The following is a 13,574-nucleotide window of genomic DNA, read 5'->3' on the forward strand; positions in this document are numbered from 1 at the left end:
GCGGCACAGGATGTGCCATCCCCGGCGGTCCGTCAGGCAGGCGAATGAAGTGAAGGAACCGCGAAGCGGCGCGAGGACCGCCAGCCCCTGCCCGGCACCAGACTGCGTTATCACCTGTCGCTTAACTGACTGACATTACCGCTGGCGGGTTTATTTTTATCACTGTTCCGTCAGCCGCATGCCGCTGCTGGCATCAAACAAATGCATTTTATCCGGATTAACGGTCACCGGCAGCGTGCCGCCAGGCACGGCATCGCTGCGGCCGGTCAGTTGCATATGCAGCGGGAAACCCTGCCAGTTCAGATGTAACAGGGTCGATTCGCCGGTGATCTCAACAATATTGACCGCCGCCGGTTGCCCGCTGGCATCAAAAATCAGATCGTGGGGTCGTACGCCAAGCGTGACCGGCTGATCGGCCTGCTGCTGTGCCGCACTGTGCCAGCGACGCGGCAACGGCAGCCACTGCTCGCCACAGCAGACGCCAGGCAGCCCATCGCGTGTCTGGAAACGGGCATCCAGCAGATTCATCGGCGGTGACCCGATAAACCGCGCCACGAAGGTGTTAACCGGGCGGTCATAAATCGCCAGCGGTGCACCCTGTTGCACAATGACCCCTTCTTTCATCACTACAATCTGATCCGCCAGCGTCATCGCCTCAACCTGATCATGGGTAACATAGACCATAGTGGTTTTGAAACGCTGATGCAGCGACTTGATCTCGGCCCGCAGCTCCATGCGTAACTGCGCATCAAGATTAGAAAGCGGCTCATCAAACAGAAACACCTGCGGATTGCGCACCATGGCGCGGCCCATCGCCACGCGCTGCCGCTGTCCACCCGACAACGCTCTTGGATAACGCTGCAGCAGCTGATCGATGCCGAGAATGCCGGCAATGCGGGCGATTTTGCTTTTTTGCTCCTCGCGCTTCACCTTTTTCACCTGCATGTGAAACGCCAGATTCTCCGCGACGGTGAGATGCGGATAGAGCGCATAGCTCTGAAACACCATGGCGATATCCCGGTCAGCAGGATCGAGATCGTTAATCTGTTTTTTATCCAGCATGATCGCCCCGTCAGAGACGGTATCCAGACCGGCAAGCAGCCGCAGCAGGGTTGATTTGCCGCAGCCGGAGGGGCCGACCAGCACAGTGAAACTGCCATCAGGAATGGTTAAATCCAGCGGGTGCAGCACGCTCTGTTTACCGTAGCGCTTCGCCACCTGTACAAGTTCAACACTGGCCATGTTCAGCGCACCTCATTTGATAGTTGGAGTTGTTGCCAGCTGGGATAGCGGCGCGGAGAGCTGCTTATCGCCTGTGATGCCACTTCAATGCCCCAGCGCAGCGCCGTGTGCGATGGCTGGTGATAGAGCAGTGCAGTAAGAAAACCGGCATTAAAACTGTCACCGGCTCCAATGGTATCTACCACCGTCACCGGCTGGGCAGCAGCATACTGCACAGAGGCGGCAGACCAGAGACGTGCGCCCTCTGCGCCACACTTAATCACACAGCCGCCGCGACCACTGAGCCGGGCTGCCAGCTGTTTACCGCTTTCATCCAGCAGTTCTGCGCCCGATAAGCCCAGCGCTTCCACCTCATTCAGCAGCAGCCAGTCACAGTCCGCTAACCAGTTGCCAATCTGTAAGCGAAGCGCATCGCTCCAGCCGGCAGGCGGCCAGCCGGTATCCACGGCGACACAGAAGCCACGCTGTTGCAGCGCGGCCAGCAGCGCCGGGTAGTGATCATAGAGTTCCAGACAGAGAAAGGTGCCGCACAGCAGGACGATGTCGCCCGGCGTCGCCTGCGACGGCAACTGGGCCAGCACATCGTCCGCGGTCAGCACGGTAATATGGCCGTGATTGCTGAGAAACGAGCGTTCGTTATCGGGATGGGTCACGCCTACCGTCAGCGAGGTTTCACAGGCATAGCGCGGCCAGTATGCAGCGCTATGAGGAAAGTGACTGGCGAGCCAGTGACTGAAGCCATCGTCGCCCTGATTGGCAATGGCCCGATGCGGCACCTGCATCGCCTCCAGCGCCAGCGCACAGTTACCTGCGGACCCGCCGGGACGTAACTCGCTGTGCTGCAGCATCACTTCCGTGCCGCGCTGCGGCCAGTCGCTGAGCGTACTCATGATTAAATCAACATTTATATTGCCCACCACATAGAGGGTGGGCGTGAGGGTAGTGACCATAATTATCCCTTACTTCCGCCGCTGGTGAGACCGCTGACCAGCGTCTTCTGCAACCAGATGGCAATAAACAGTGGCGGCACCGAAGCCAGAATGCCGATTGCCGCGATCAGCCCGTCATCGGTCGCGCGTCCTGCGGTAAAACCGGCAATGGCGACCGGCAGGGTCTGTGCCGAAATATTGCTGGTGAACAGCAGCGCGTAGAAAAACTCATCCCAGGCGAGCAGCCAGCCGAACAGCGCGGCAGCGCCCAGCACCGGCTTTGCCAGCGGCAGCGTAATGCGCAGCAGAACCTGCCAGAAGCGCAGGCCATCAAGCCGTGCTGCCTGTTCGATATCACGTGGCAGTGAGTCGAACTGGTTCTTCAGCATCCAGGTCAGAAACGGCAGGATCAGCGAACAGTAGACCATCACCAGGCCGGGACGGGTGTTGAGCAGCCCCAGTTGTTGCAGCAGAAAGTAGAGCGGCAGCACAAACGCCACGGGCGGCACCATATAGATCGCCAGAGCGCCGGAAAGCCAGGCATCACGACCACTGTAGCGTGAGAAGCTGAACGCCGCGGGTATCGCCAGCAGCAGCGAGATCGCTGTGGCCACCGTCGCTACCAGCAAACTGTTGCCCAGCGCGTGCAGAAAAACGTTGCCGGGCTGATTCGGTGCCAGCGAAATCAGCCCCTGATAGCGGCTGAAATCCCACTGACGCGGCAGCCACTCCAGCGGCACGCGGGAGAGATCGCTGGCAGAACTGACACTCATCAGAAACAGCCAGCCCATCGGGGCCAGAATGCTGACGGCGACCAGCAGCGCAGCCCCGTAACGCAGGACCCGTCGCAGTTTAGTTTTCATAAGCGGTACTCCGGCGGCGCTGATGCCATAACATCAGCAGATAGAGCGTGATCAGAAGGGCGCACATCAGGGTCATCAGTATCGCGTAGGCGGCACCGCTGCCGGCACGCAGATAGCTGAACGACTCCTGATAAACGAAAAAGCTCAGGGTTTTGGTGCTGTCCACCGGGCCGCCGCGCGTCATCACGTAGATGATGTCGAAGATTTTAAAGGCATCGATGGTGCGTAACACCAGCGCGACGCCGAGCGGTGCAACAATCGCCGGGAAGGTAATCGCCCGGAAACGCCGCCAGGCGGAGGCACCGTCCAGTCGTGCCGCTTCAAACAGATCCTCGGGGATCGACTGCAGCGCCGCCAGCACCAGCAGGGTGACCAGCGGATAGTTTTTCCAGATATCCGCAAACATCACCGCATTGAGCGCCGCCTCCGGCGATCCCAGCCAGCTGCGATAACCGTCAATGATACCGAGCTGGCTGAGCAGGGCATTGATACTGCCGTAATCAGGGTTGAAGTTAAGCCGCCACATCATGGCGTTGACGATGGTCGGCAGCGCCCACGGCAGAATCACCAGCACCCGCAAAACGTTGCGCCCGATGAATTTCTGATTCAGCAGCAGCGCCACCAGCACGCCGATAATCCCTTCAACGGTGACAGACACAAGGGTGAAATAGAGTGTGCGCCAGATCGACGCCCGAAAGTCGGGATCGCTAAGCGCATAGAGATAGTTTTCCAGCCCAATCCAGGCAGGCGTTTCACCACTGCCAATCAGCGCAGCATCGGTAAAGCTGAGCCAGATGGTACGCAGCAGAGGCCAGGCGGTTAACAGCAGCATCACCAGCAGCATGGGTGCCAGCAGCACCCATGCCTGACGCTGTTCGCGTTGACGCAAACTCAGCATCATAACTCCTTAACGCAGCCGGGCGGCGCTTTTATCAACCGTCGCCATCGCGTCCTGCGCCGGGGCTTTACCCAGCAACACCTGCTGTAACTGCTGTTGCAGCTGGTTCGACAGACGGGAATAGTCAGCGGTCTCCGGACGTGACAGCATCACGTTTAGCGATTTGTCCGCCGCGGCAATCAGGCTCTCCTGATCCTTTTTCACTGCTTCATCCTGATAAGAGGATTTCCAGATCGGCAGGCTGAGCTTCGCATACTGATTCTGTACCGGCTGTGAGGTCATGTACTGAATGTACTGCCACGCCTCGTTGGCATGGGTGCTGCCTTTGGTGATCCCCAGCCCCATTGAGCCGTTTACCGCCCCCACTTTTCCTGGCGCATCGCCGGGCGCAGGCATGATCCCAACGTCGCCCGCCACTTTGCTCTGCTTCGGATCGTTCGCCATGTTGTACATGTAGGTCCAGTTCAGCGCGAAAGCCGCATCGCCATTAGAAAACGATTTACGCACATCCTCTTCCAGATATTCACGCGACGCCGGGTTACTCAGGCCCTCATCGAGCGAGCTTTTCATCAGGTTAAGCGCCTTTAGTGAAGCCGGGCTGGAGAAGTTAAGTTTGCCGTTCTGATAGAACTGACCACCAAAGCCTGAAACAAGCGTGGTGTAGTCACACACCAGCGCCTCAGCCTGGGACCAGCTCCAGACCAGCGGCCAGGTGACAATCTTTTTATCCTTGATGATCTTCGCGTCATCCAGCACCTGCTGCCAGGTCTGTGGCGGCGTGGTGATGCCCGCTTTAGCCAGCATCGCTTTGTTGTAGTAAAGGTATTTGGTGTCGAGGATCCACGGCATACCCAGCGTTTTACCTTTGTAAACCACGGTGTTCATCGCGCCCGGGAAGACCTTCTCTTTATCCTCTGGCGTAATGCGTGCGCTGACATCCTGCAGCAGATCGAAACGGGCGAATTCCGCTGGCCAGATGGCATCGAACAGCACCACATCATAGCCATTGCCGCCCGCGCCACGCGCCGCCACAATCTTGTCGTGCAGCGCCTCATAAGGAACAAACTCCAGATTGACGCTGACATCCGGGTGCTGCTTCTGAAAATTTTGCGTCATCGCGCGGATATCATTTTCGCTGTAAGCCGCCTGGGTCATAAACAGGGCATTGATCTGGCTGGCCGCCGCCGCGCTGCCTGCGCTTAACATCAGTAAGGCGGCAAAACCGGCTTTTAGTTGGGGTGTGTAACGCTGTGACATGGTCTTCTCCACTGTGCAGCAACAGGCTGTCGGTTAATTAAATCAATTTGATTGATTTAATCGGGGGCGTAATTTTGGTCAGTGGGTGAACTGACCTGTCTGAATCTAAGCAAACGGCGTGCCACAGTGCCGGAGGGCATAGCAACAAAGCCGTAACAACGCTGAAACTCAGACTGCGCTTTTATGGCAAAATTGCCTATCCTGATGCGCGAGAATTGCGTGCAGCATCAAAGATATTGTTTGCCCGAATGCATTCGGAGACCAATACTGTCGGGTCCCGCTGAAATGGAAAACAACATGAAAACCTCGGGTACCAACCTTGAACATGCGCGGGCGCATAACCGACGTGTGGTGATTGAAGCCATTCGCCTGCACGGTGAACTGACCCGTGCCGAACTGGCCCGCATGACGGCACTGACGCCGCAGACCGTCTCGAATATCGTGGCGGAACTGGAGCAGGCCGAACTGCTGACCAGCCGCCAGCCGCGCCGCAGCGGGCGTGGTCAGCCCTCAATTCCGGTTACGCTCAATCCCACCAGTGCCTGGTCGATCGGCATCCATCTTGATCACCAGACGCTGCTGCTGGTTCTGGTCGATCTCAGCGGCGAAGTGCGTTTCCGCCGCCTCGTTCTGGTGCAAAAGCCCCAGCCTGCTGCCACCCTGGCGTGCATTGCCAGCGTGCTGGAGGAGATGCGCGCCTTCCTGGGTACTCAGTGGCAGAAAGTGCTGGGGATTGGCGTGGTGATGCCAGGGCCTTTTGGTGTGGAGGGCATTTCATCAGTGGGACCGACCACGCTGAACGGCTGGGAGCAGGTCGATATCGAGGCTGAACTCGCCACCATTAGCGGTCTGCCGGTGACGCTGGAAAATGATGCTACGGTCGCCGCCATCGGCGAACGCTTTCACGGCACAGCGCGCCACCTTAACTCCTTTATCTATCTCTATATCGGCACCGGCCTGGGCGCGGGGATCTTCACCGATGGTCATATCTATACCGGCCACGCTCATAATGCGGGCGAAATCGGACACATTGTGGTCGAGCCGGGCGGTCGCGACTGCTACTGCGGAAATCAGGGCTGCCTCGAGCGTTACGTCTCGCTGCAGGCCGCTTATGAATTCTGCGGTCTCGATCCAATGCGGGCGCTGCCCGAAGATCTGTTGCAGATTGAACCCGCGCGTTTTACCGCATGGATTGAGAATGTGACGACGCCGTTGCGTCAGGCGATCAATATTCTGGAGTCGGTGTTTGATGCTGAGGCGGTGATTATTGGCGGGATGATGCCTGCGCCGCTGCTGGAGCAGATGGTGCAGCGATTGCCGCCGCTTTATCAGTCGGTGCGCGGACGTTACCTTAATGATATGCGACTAAAAATTGGCATGACCGGCAGCGATACAGCCGCTCTCGGCGCCGCCGCTTTACCGATTTTCGATGAATTTAATCCGAAGTTTCAGGTGCTGATGAAGTAGGCAGGGAAAAGGCGCTGCTGCAGGCAACAGCGCCACAGACATTAACCCGGGTAGATACCGCGATCTTTACGCGCCATCAGAATACGCTCACAGGCCACGATATAGGCCGCGGTGCGCAGCGAGCAATCTTTCTCCTTCGACTTTTCCCAGACATGTACCATCGCTTCCGTCATGATCTTGTCTGAGCGACGATTGATCTCATCTTCGCTCCAGAAGAAGCTGGCCATGTCCTGAACCCACTCGAAGTAGCTGACGGTCACGCCACCGGCATTACAGACCACGTCCGGCACCACAATAATGCCGCGGGTGGCCAGCATGTCATCGGCATCCGGATAGGTCGGGCCGTTTGCGCCTTCCAGCACGATTTTGCAGCTCAGGACTTCAGCACGCTCGCGGGTAATCTGACCTTCCAGTGCCGCCGGGATCAGAATATCCATCCCTGTGGTCCAGAACGCCTCTTTATCAATGCTCTGCGCACCAGGGAAACCGGCAATCTGCTTATTGGCGATCTGCCATTCGGTCAGGGCAGCCATATTGATGCCATCGGCATTAAACAGCGTCGCGGTGTGATCCTGAATCACTACCACACGAGCACCCGCCTCATCAAACAGGCGTGCCGCTTCGCTGCCGACGTTACCGAAGCCCTGGACCGCAACGCGTGCGCCTTCAATTTCAATACCTGCACGGCGTGCCACTTCGCGTCCGGTAATAAACACGCCGCGACCGGTGGCTTTTTCACGCCCCAGTGAACCGCCCAGATGAATCGGTTTGCCCGTGACAACGCCGGTAATCGTTGTGCCGTGGTTCATGGAGTAGGTATCCATCATCCATGCCATCACTTTGCTGTTGGTCCCGACGTCTGGCGCAGGAATATCTTTTTGCGGCCCGATGATGATGCCGATCTCGCTGGTGTAACGGCGGGTCAGTCGCTCAAGTTCACCGTCGGACAGTTTGAACGGATCAACGCGGATGCCGCCCTTAGCGCCGCCATAAGGCAGGTTAACCGCCGCGCATTTGATGGTCATCCATGCGGAGAGCGCCATCACTTCATTAAGGTCTACATCCGGATGGTAGCGAATACCGCCTTTTCCTGGGCCGCGCGAAAGGTTGTGCTGAACGCGATAGCCTTCGAAATGGCGAATTGAGCCATCATCCATCTGGAGAGGAATATCAACAATCAACGCACGTTTTGGATGACGCAAAGTATCTATCCAACGTGAAAGATCGCCCAGATAGGGCGCAACCCGGTCGATTTGCTGTAAATAGGTGGACCAGGCAGATGTGCTGCTTTCAGACGCATAAGATAACTTATCCATAAAAAACCTTTCTTAATGAAGTTATTTATTGTGTGGAGCCGTGGATGGAGAGCGCATTGCATTGCGCCGACATAATCTAACACTCCTGAAACAAATAAGATGTGGCATCAGCCATGACACAACGCAGTAATGCCCTGTTTTGGGGCAGGGTAAGTGAATAGATTAGTATTGCTGGCCCCATACAGACGAATAAAGATGCGCGTGGAGTGCGTATTTTCTGCATAGGACAGGAAATATCACTATCTTTCAGATCTTTGAGGGCGTTCAAAAAGTTAAATAATTGATCGTAACCATGTTGACTTTACTGCACCAATTAAGTGCATGAGAATAAGTAATCAAAGGATTACATAAAGTAATGGATTGGACGTTAATAGCGCAGCCTAATCAGGTATTTAGAAAGGAGAGAGGGTCAGGGCTGGGGAAAGGAGAATAACGGGCCAGCGCAGTGGCTGGCCAGAATGAGTTTTACTGATGCAGAGCCTGCTCGGCTTCTTTCAGTTCCTGGCGAGCGTCAGCCAGTTTATCTTCGCGCTTCTGGATCTTGCTGGCGCTGCGGCCTTCAGCTTTCGCTTTAGCCAGTTCCTGTTCGCGTTCCTGTACCTTCAACTTTTTCTCTGCCACTTTTTCCTGACGCTGCTTTAGCAGACTGCTTTCGGTACAGTTCTGATTCACTTCGCTCAGCGCTTTTTCAAGGCCGGCAACCTGATGGGTATTATTGTGCTGGCGGGCAAAAGAGAGCTGGGTCTCAATCTCCTGCTTTTTAGCTGCACAACCGGTCAGGCCAGAGGCCGCGTGAGCAGCAGTAAAAGTGAGTGGTAACAGGAGAAGGCTGAAGGTCAGTAAGGTCTTTTTCATCTTAGTCTCGTCAATGAGTCAGGGTTGTGGCACCAGTATACGGAACCACCTTAAGAGATTCTTAACGAAAAAAATTATTTACTGGCGCGGAAAAACAGGGGTAAAGAAGGCGCTGCCTGCTGTCAGGCAGCGCTGGAGGCGTTGGATTGGGCAAATTGCAGGTTACAATCAGGTCCACTGAGCATTACCGGATGGCCATCCAGAGTCTGCTGTTCAAAATAGTCCTGCATCTGCTGGCTGATGCCGGCACCACACCACATCACATGATGCTGATGAAGGTCGGTTTTAACGGCTGGCAGCCCGGTTGCACGCGAGTCAACCTCGACATTAAAGCCCATCGCAGTAAGACGAATGGCTTCAAGCCAGATTTCGGTTTTATCAAGTACGCTCACCGCTTCCAGAAACAGAGGAATAGAAGATTCATTACGCGATGAGGCGCGCATGACTTTATCCGCCTGCTGCTGCACGGTTTGCTCAAAACGGTTGAGGCGACGTGACGCTCCCCGACGGAGATCGGCGTAAAGCCAGGCGCTCAGCGGCCGCAGCAGATTAATGACGAAATCATCACCGCTATAGTGGCTGGACATCGTGTGCATCTGGCGTGAAAGCGACAGCGGTGTGCCAAATTCCAGTTGCCAGAGCAGGTCGCCTTTGCGCGCCGCCCAGCCATAGGTGGTGACCGTCGAAGCAGCCTGCTGACCTTGCCAGATTTCGTCGAGCGTCGCGCCAGTGGCTGTTAAGCCAACCAGGGTCTGGATTTCACTGAGGTGATGATCACTCCAGCGTTCCTGATACTGCTGCGGCGTCAGTAATCCCTGCTTCATCCAGCTCTTCAGGTTAGCGGGATGGGTGCCGGTTATGGCGCAAACAGTATCGGTGGTATAAGAATGCATATCGTGCCCTCTGTAGAGGGGAAGGCCGCCGGGATTAACCGGGGATGAACCACCACTATGAACCTTATAACAGTCAATTAACAGAGGCAGAGTTAAGGCAAATCGGCGCTATGTGCCTGTGACGCTACGCTTATTCGTTGTTATTCTCCGATTAAATTTATGCTGATCAGCAGGTTAAAAGCGCTGCGATCAGGCAATAAAAATACTGTTTATTTATTCAGTAAATATTCTTTACGCAAATATACCGGGAAATCGGTACTTTTAAGCCTCTTTTAAGAGCATGCCGACTCTTATCCCACTTACATCCTCCCGCTAAATCGCTAAAATAGCGGGTTCTGATGATCAGGAGAAAGAGTGTCCAATGCGTTATCGTTTTAGTCTCGCCGTTGTAACGGTTGCTGCTGTACTGACTGGCTGTGCAAAACATGCCGCCAGCGATGCGCCAGATGAATTTGCTGCTGGCCCGACGCAGATTGATGTCTCACACATCAAGACCCGCGCAGATGATGGCTCCAGTGTATTCCTGACTGTAGATGGTAAAGACGCCGGCAGATTACCTAACGGCGAAAGCATGCTGCTGCATGTTCCGGCCGGAAAACACCAGGTCGGTGGCTATGTCCCCACTCTGTTTGGTATGGGTCGGGTGACCATTGCACCGGTAGAAGTGACCACGTCACCGGAAGATGTTAAAAAAGTGGCTTATACGGTCACACGCAACAAAGCGACCTTTGTTGAGAACAAGGACGAGCAGGGCTGAGTGGATGACGGCGGAGAGCTGCGCTCTCCGCTGGAAGGGCAGGCGCTATAAGCCCAGTTCGCTCAGTGAAGGATGGTCGTCAGGGCGTCGGCCCTGCGGCCAGTGAAACAGCCGCTGTTCTTCACTGATTTTCAGATCGTTGATGCTGGCATAACGCTGCTGCATTAAACCCTGCTCATCAAAGGCCCAGTTCTCGTTGCCATATGAGCGATACCACTGCCGTTGCTCGTCATGCCATTCATAGGCGAACCGCACCGCAATCCGGTTCTGGTCAAAACTCCACAACTCTTTAATCAGCCGATACTGCTGCTCCCGCTGCCATTTTTGCTGCAGGAAGGCGATGATTTCTGCCCGGCCGGTCAGAAAGGTATCGCGATTGCGCCATTTACTGTCCGCTGAATAGGCCAGAGCGACTCGCTCCGCATCCCGGCTGTTCCAGCCATCCTCAGCCAGCCGGACTTTTTCAATCGCCTGTGCAGCCAGGGTAAATGGCGGTAGAGGCGGACGTGTATTTTCCAACTTTCTCTCCTTAACAGCGCAGGCAAACGCATTGTCAGCATTCGTTACAGTCGTATCAGAGTTCCAGGGCGTGAATCTGGCAGACGGCACGCGCCGCTTCCTGACCTTTTTTCACGAAATGCTGAGTATAGAAGTCGATAAACTCGGCCGATGGCTGGAAATTATGCGGCGTGAGTGACACCGAGAAGACGGGCACATTGGTTGCCAGCTGTGCCTGCATCAGACCACTTACCACAGCCTGCGCGACGAAATCATGGCGATAGATGCCGCCATCCACCACCAGTGCTGCACAGACAATCGCATCGTAGTTGCCGGTCTGCGCCAGGCGTTGCGCCAGCAGCGGCATTTCAAAAGCGCCCGGAACATCCCATGTCTTAATCTCATATGAGGTACCGCGGCTTTCCAGTTCCTGTTCGAATCCTGTCAGAACCTGAGAAACGATTTCGCTGTGCCAGTTAGCTTTAATAAAGGCGACTTTCAACGGCTGCATGACTTACTCCAGTAAAAGGTGACATTCAGTGGTAACGGGCCAGATTTCGCCCCTGCACCCCGAATCAAAATAGTGAGCCCGGCAGGCCAGTAACCTGCTGACAGCCTTCACTATACTGTAATGTAAAGAGTCTGTGTCCATCATTGTGATTATATGTAAATAACTTAGCGATGGATTACCCGCTTATGCTGCCGCAAAAGCCCGCAACGCCTCCTGCAAGGCATTCAGCACGCACTCTTCAGCCCGCCAAACCGCCTCACACCCTGTTGTTTGCGTAACAGCTTCCAGTTACGTTATTGCTTAAATAAAATACTGGATATTTGAACAGGTGTTTGTATAATTAATCGACTGCCCGCCGGGTATTGGTAGCGTTAGCGAGGGGTGAACCCATGATGATTTCAACTGAAAGCCTCAAATCTCTGGAACAATCGGTCACAATGAGCAGTCGTGAACTGGCTCAGATGACCGGTATTACACACGGAGAAGTGAAGCGGTTAATCAAAAGTCTGGAGACGGCTCAGCGTCTCTCCCAGCCGCTCAGCGTGAATGAGTATGAGCGGGAAGGGGAAGTGCGTCAGGAGTACCGTCTGTGCAAGCGTGACTCGCTGCTGGCCGTGGCACGCCTGTCGCCAGGCTTCACTGCAGAAGTGCTGGATCGCTGGCAGGACCGCGAGAAGACGACCCATCTGCCTGACTTTACCAATCCGGCTGAAGCCGCTCGCGCCTGGGCTGAGCAGTTTGAACAGCGTCAGGCGGCGGAGCAGCAACTGGCTCTCTCGGCACCCAAGGCGGCGTTCTTTGATAACTTCGTTGAGGTTGATGACTCGCTGGGCTTTCGGCAGCTCTGCAAAATGCTGAAAGTGAAAGAACCGGAGTTTCGCCAGTTTCTGCTGGAGCGCAACATCATGTATCGCGCAAAAGGCACCCTGACGCCGCAGCACTACCATATGCAGGCCGGCTACTTTACGCTGCATACCGGCACGGGCGAAAATCAGCACGCTTTCTCTCAGGCACGTTTTACGTCTAAAGGGGTGAAATGGGTCGCCAGTCTGTGGGCAGGGCATCTCTCTGCTCAGCCAAAAGGCGCAGCCGCGTAACCGTTCCTGTGATCTTGCGGGCTGGCGCGGATGTATAAGTGCTGGCAGATGTGCCTGTAAAAGTGCAGATATAAAAAAAGGCCGCAACAGAGTGCGGCCTTTTTGGATCGTTAATGATCGATTATCAGGCGAATTACCAGCCTTTAATCGCATCACCCTTGTAAACTTCTTCGGCTTTGGCCGCCACCTCCGGTGACTGCAGCGCAGACTTCAGCTTCTGAATTTTATCGCTGTCTTTATTATCCTCACGTGATACCAGCGCATTGACGTAAGGCGATGAGGCACTTTCCATAAATAAGCCATCGCGGTGCGCTGATAATCCAGCCTGAGCCGAGAAATTAGTATTAATGATCGACAGGGTCACGTTGGGATCGTCTAAGGTGCGGGTCAGCTGTGGGGTGTCCACTTCAACCAGCTTCAGATTTTTTGGATTTTCGATGATATCCAGTGAGGTCGGTAAATAACCCACATCCGGTTTAAGTTTAATCAGACCCTGCGCCTGCAGCAGCAGCAGGCTGCGTCCCAGCGTGGTGGCTTCGTTAGAGATGGTGATAGTGGCACCATTCTGCAGCTCACTGATGTTCTTGATTTTGTGCGAATAGGCAGCAATCGGGAAGACGAACGTTTTACCCACTACCGCAAACTTATAGCCGCGCTCTTTAGACTGTGATTCCAGATAAGGCAGGCTCTGGAAGGCGTTAGCATCGACTTCTTTGTTATTCAGCGCTTCATTTGGCAGCACATAGTCATTGAAGTTAAGCACTTCGACATCCAGCTTGTATTTATCTTTCGCCACCTGCTTTACCACCTGCCAGATTGCTTCATCAGGCCCGGTATTAATAGCAACTTTAACTTTGTTATCGTCATCTTTTGAGCAGGCGGATAATAGTAGAACAGAACTGGCGAGTAATGCCGTAAACAGACCTTTCATTATCAGAAATCCCTCAGGTGGTTGATGGCTTCAAAGATAATACAGAACTCACAGGTTGCG

The 13,574-nt window shown here is 55.0% G+C and carries 14 protein-coding genes; 3 read left to right on the forward strand and 11 right to left on the reverse strand.

The window, feature by feature from the left end:
* Nucleotides 1–159 precede the first annotated feature (159 nt).
* Genes OK412_RS04010 through OK412_RS04030 form a run of 5 tightly spaced genes read right to left on the reverse strand, consistent with a single transcriptional unit; the run spans nt 160 to nt 5,189 of the window.
* The gene (locus tag OK412_RS04010; RefSeq protein WP_033760468.1) at nt 160–1,242 is read right to left on the reverse strand and encodes an ABC transporter ATP-binding protein; all 1,083 of its coding nucleotides are present in this window, start codon (nt 1,240–1,242) and stop codon (nt 160–162) included.
* Between the two features lie 2 nt (nt 1,243–1,244).
* A complete protein-coding gene (locus OK412_RS04015; protein ID WP_033768974.1) occupies nt 1,245–2,192 on the reverse strand; it encodes a carbohydrate kinase family protein in 948 nt (315 codons plus the stop codon).
* Nucleotides 2,193–2,194: 2 nt separating this feature from the next.
* Nucleotides 2,195–3,034 (reverse strand): carbohydrate ABC transporter permease, encoded by an 840-nt coding sequence (locus tag OK412_RS04020; protein WP_022624335.1) that lies wholly within the window; start codon nt 3,032–3,034, stop codon nt 2,195–2,197.
* Complete coding sequence (locus OK412_RS04025) at nt 3,024–3,932, reverse strand: carbohydrate ABC transporter permease (RefSeq protein ID WP_022624334.1); 909 nt, start codon at nt 3,930–3,932, stop codon at nt 3,024–3,026. Before OK412_RS04025 ends, OK412_RS04020 begins: the two co-directional genes overlap by 11 nt.
* A 9-nt stretch (nt 3,933–3,941) precedes the next feature.
* On the reverse strand, nt 3,942–5,189 hold the full coding sequence (locus OK412_RS04030) for an extracellular solute-binding protein (RefSeq protein WP_010247091.1): 1,248 nt from the start codon (nt 5,187–5,189) through the stop codon (nt 3,942–3,944).
* Between the two features lie 297 nt (nt 5,190–5,486).
* Here OK412_RS04030 and OK412_RS04035 point away from each other — a divergent pair, with 297 nt between their 5' ends.
* Nucleotides 5,487–6,656 carry an ROK family transcriptional regulator gene (locus OK412_RS04035; protein WP_010247093.1) on the forward strand — a complete coding sequence of 390 codons (1,170 nt, stop codon included), beginning with the start codon at nt 5,487–5,489 and terminating at the stop codon, nt 6,654–6,656.
* 41 nt (nt 6,657–6,697) lie between these two features.
* On the opposite strand, the gene OK412_RS04040 is transcribed toward OK412_RS04035, so the two are convergent.
* From OK412_RS04040 to OK412_RS04050, 3 genes are all read right to left on the reverse strand, one after another.
* Entirely contained in the window at nt 6,698–7,972 is a 1,275-nt protein-coding gene (locus OK412_RS04040) for a Glu/Leu/Phe/Val family dehydrogenase (RefSeq protein WP_010247095.1), read from the reverse strand.
* Between the two features lie 465 nt (nt 7,973–8,437).
* The gene (locus OK412_RS04045; RefSeq protein ID WP_010247098.1) at nt 8,438–8,827 is read right to left on the reverse strand and encodes a DUF1090 domain-containing protein; all 390 of its coding nucleotides are present in this window, start codon (nt 8,825–8,827) and stop codon (nt 8,438–8,440) included.
* Nucleotides 8,828–8,949: 122 nt separating this feature from the next.
* The gene (locus OK412_RS04050) at nt 8,950–9,720 is read right to left on the reverse strand and encodes a MerR family transcriptional regulator (protein ID WP_264352718.1); all 771 of its coding nucleotides are present in this window, start codon (nt 9,718–9,720) and stop codon (nt 8,950–8,952) included.
* A gap of 361 nt (nt 9,721–10,081) precedes the next feature.
* Here OK412_RS04050 and OK412_RS04055 point away from each other — a divergent pair, with 361 nt between their 5' ends.
* Complete coding sequence (locus tag OK412_RS04055; protein ID WP_010247102.1) at nt 10,082–10,477, forward strand: hypothetical protein; 396 nt, start codon at nt 10,082–10,084, stop codon at nt 10,475–10,477.
* 45 nt (nt 10,478–10,522) lie between these two features.
* Here OK412_RS04055 and OK412_RS04060 read toward each other — a convergent pair whose 3' ends face one another.
* Nucleotides 10,523–10,996, reverse strand: a complete 474-nt coding sequence (locus tag OK412_RS04060) for a DUF1348 family protein (RefSeq protein WP_010247104.1) — start codon at nt 10,994–10,996, stop codon at nt 10,523–10,525.
* Between the two features lie 55 nt (nt 10,997–11,051).
* Complete coding sequence (locus tag OK412_RS04065) at nt 11,052–11,486, reverse strand: 6,7-dimethyl-8-ribityllumazine synthase (RefSeq protein WP_010247107.1); 435 nt, start codon at nt 11,484–11,486, stop codon at nt 11,052–11,054.
* A gap of 389 nt (nt 11,487–11,875) precedes the next feature.
* On the opposite strand from OK412_RS04065, the gene OK412_RS04070 reads away from it, so the two are divergent.
* A complete protein-coding gene (locus OK412_RS04070) occupies nt 11,876–12,583 on the forward strand; it encodes a phage antirepressor KilAC domain-containing protein (protein ID WP_010247108.1) in 708 nt (235 codons plus the stop codon).
* A 133-nt stretch (nt 12,584–12,716) separates the two neighbouring features.
* Here the strand turns inward: OK412_RS04070 and OK412_RS04075 are convergent, their stop codons facing one another.
* Nucleotides 12,717–13,514 carry a MetQ/NlpA family ABC transporter substrate-binding protein gene (locus OK412_RS04075; protein WP_010247110.1) on the reverse strand — a complete coding sequence of 266 codons (798 nt, stop codon included), beginning with the start codon at nt 13,512–13,514 and terminating at the stop codon, nt 12,717–12,719.
* Between the last annotated feature and the right edge of the window lie 60 nt (nt 13,515–13,574).

This window comes from Pantoea sp. JV6 (assembly GCF_025910055.1).
GTDB lineage: Bacteria > Pseudomonadota > Gammaproteobacteria > Enterobacterales > Enterobacteriaceae > Pantoea > Pantoea agglomerans.

Coding starts and splice junctions, on each gene's coding strand:
- OK412_RS04055 (WP_010247102.1), top strand. CDS start 10,082: ATGCGTTATCGTTTTAGTCTCGCCGTTGTAACGGTTGCTGCTGTACTG.
- OK412_RS04020 (WP_022624335.1), bottom strand. CDS start 3,034: ATGAAAACTAAACTGCGACGGGTCCTGCGTTACGGGGCTGCGCTGCTG.
- OK412_RS04075 (WP_010247110.1), bottom strand. CDS start 13,514: ATGAAAGGTCTGTTTACGGCATTACTCGCCAGTTCTGTTCTACTATTA.
- OK412_RS04035 (WP_010247093.1), top strand. CDS start 5,487: ATGAAAACCTCGGGTACCAACCTTGAACATGCGCGGGCGCATAACCGA.
- OK412_RS04045 (WP_010247098.1), bottom strand. CDS start 8,827: ATGAAAAAGACCTTACTGACCTTCAGCCTTCTCCTGTTACCACTCACT.
- OK412_RS04015 (WP_033768974.1), bottom strand. CDS start 2,192: ATGGTCACTACCCTCACGCCCACCCTCTATGTGGTGGGCAATATAAAT.
- OK412_RS04070 (WP_010247108.1), top strand. CDS start 11,876: ATGATGATTTCAACTGAAAGCCTCAAATCTCTGGAACAATCGGTCACA.
- OK412_RS04050 (WP_264352718.1), bottom strand. CDS start 9,720: ATGCATTCTTATACCACCGATACTGTTTGCGCCATAACCGGCACCCAT.
- OK412_RS04040 (WP_010247095.1), bottom strand. CDS start 7,972: ATGGATAAGTTATCTTATGCGTCTGAAAGCAGCACATCTGCCTGGTCC.
- OK412_RS04010 (WP_033760468.1), bottom strand. CDS start 1,242: ATGGCCAGTGTTGAACTTGTACAGGTGGCGAAGCGCTACGGTAAACAG.
- OK412_RS04025 (WP_022624334.1), bottom strand. CDS start 3,932: ATGCTGAGTTTGCGTCAACGCGAACAGCGTCAGGCATGGGTGCTGCTG.
- OK412_RS04030 (WP_010247091.1), bottom strand. CDS start 5,189: ATGTCACAGCGTTACACACCCCAACTAAAAGCCGGTTTTGCCGCCTTA.
- OK412_RS04065 (WP_010247107.1), bottom strand. CDS start 11,486: ATGCAGCCGTTGAAAGTCGCCTTTATTAAAGCTAACTGGCACAGCGAA.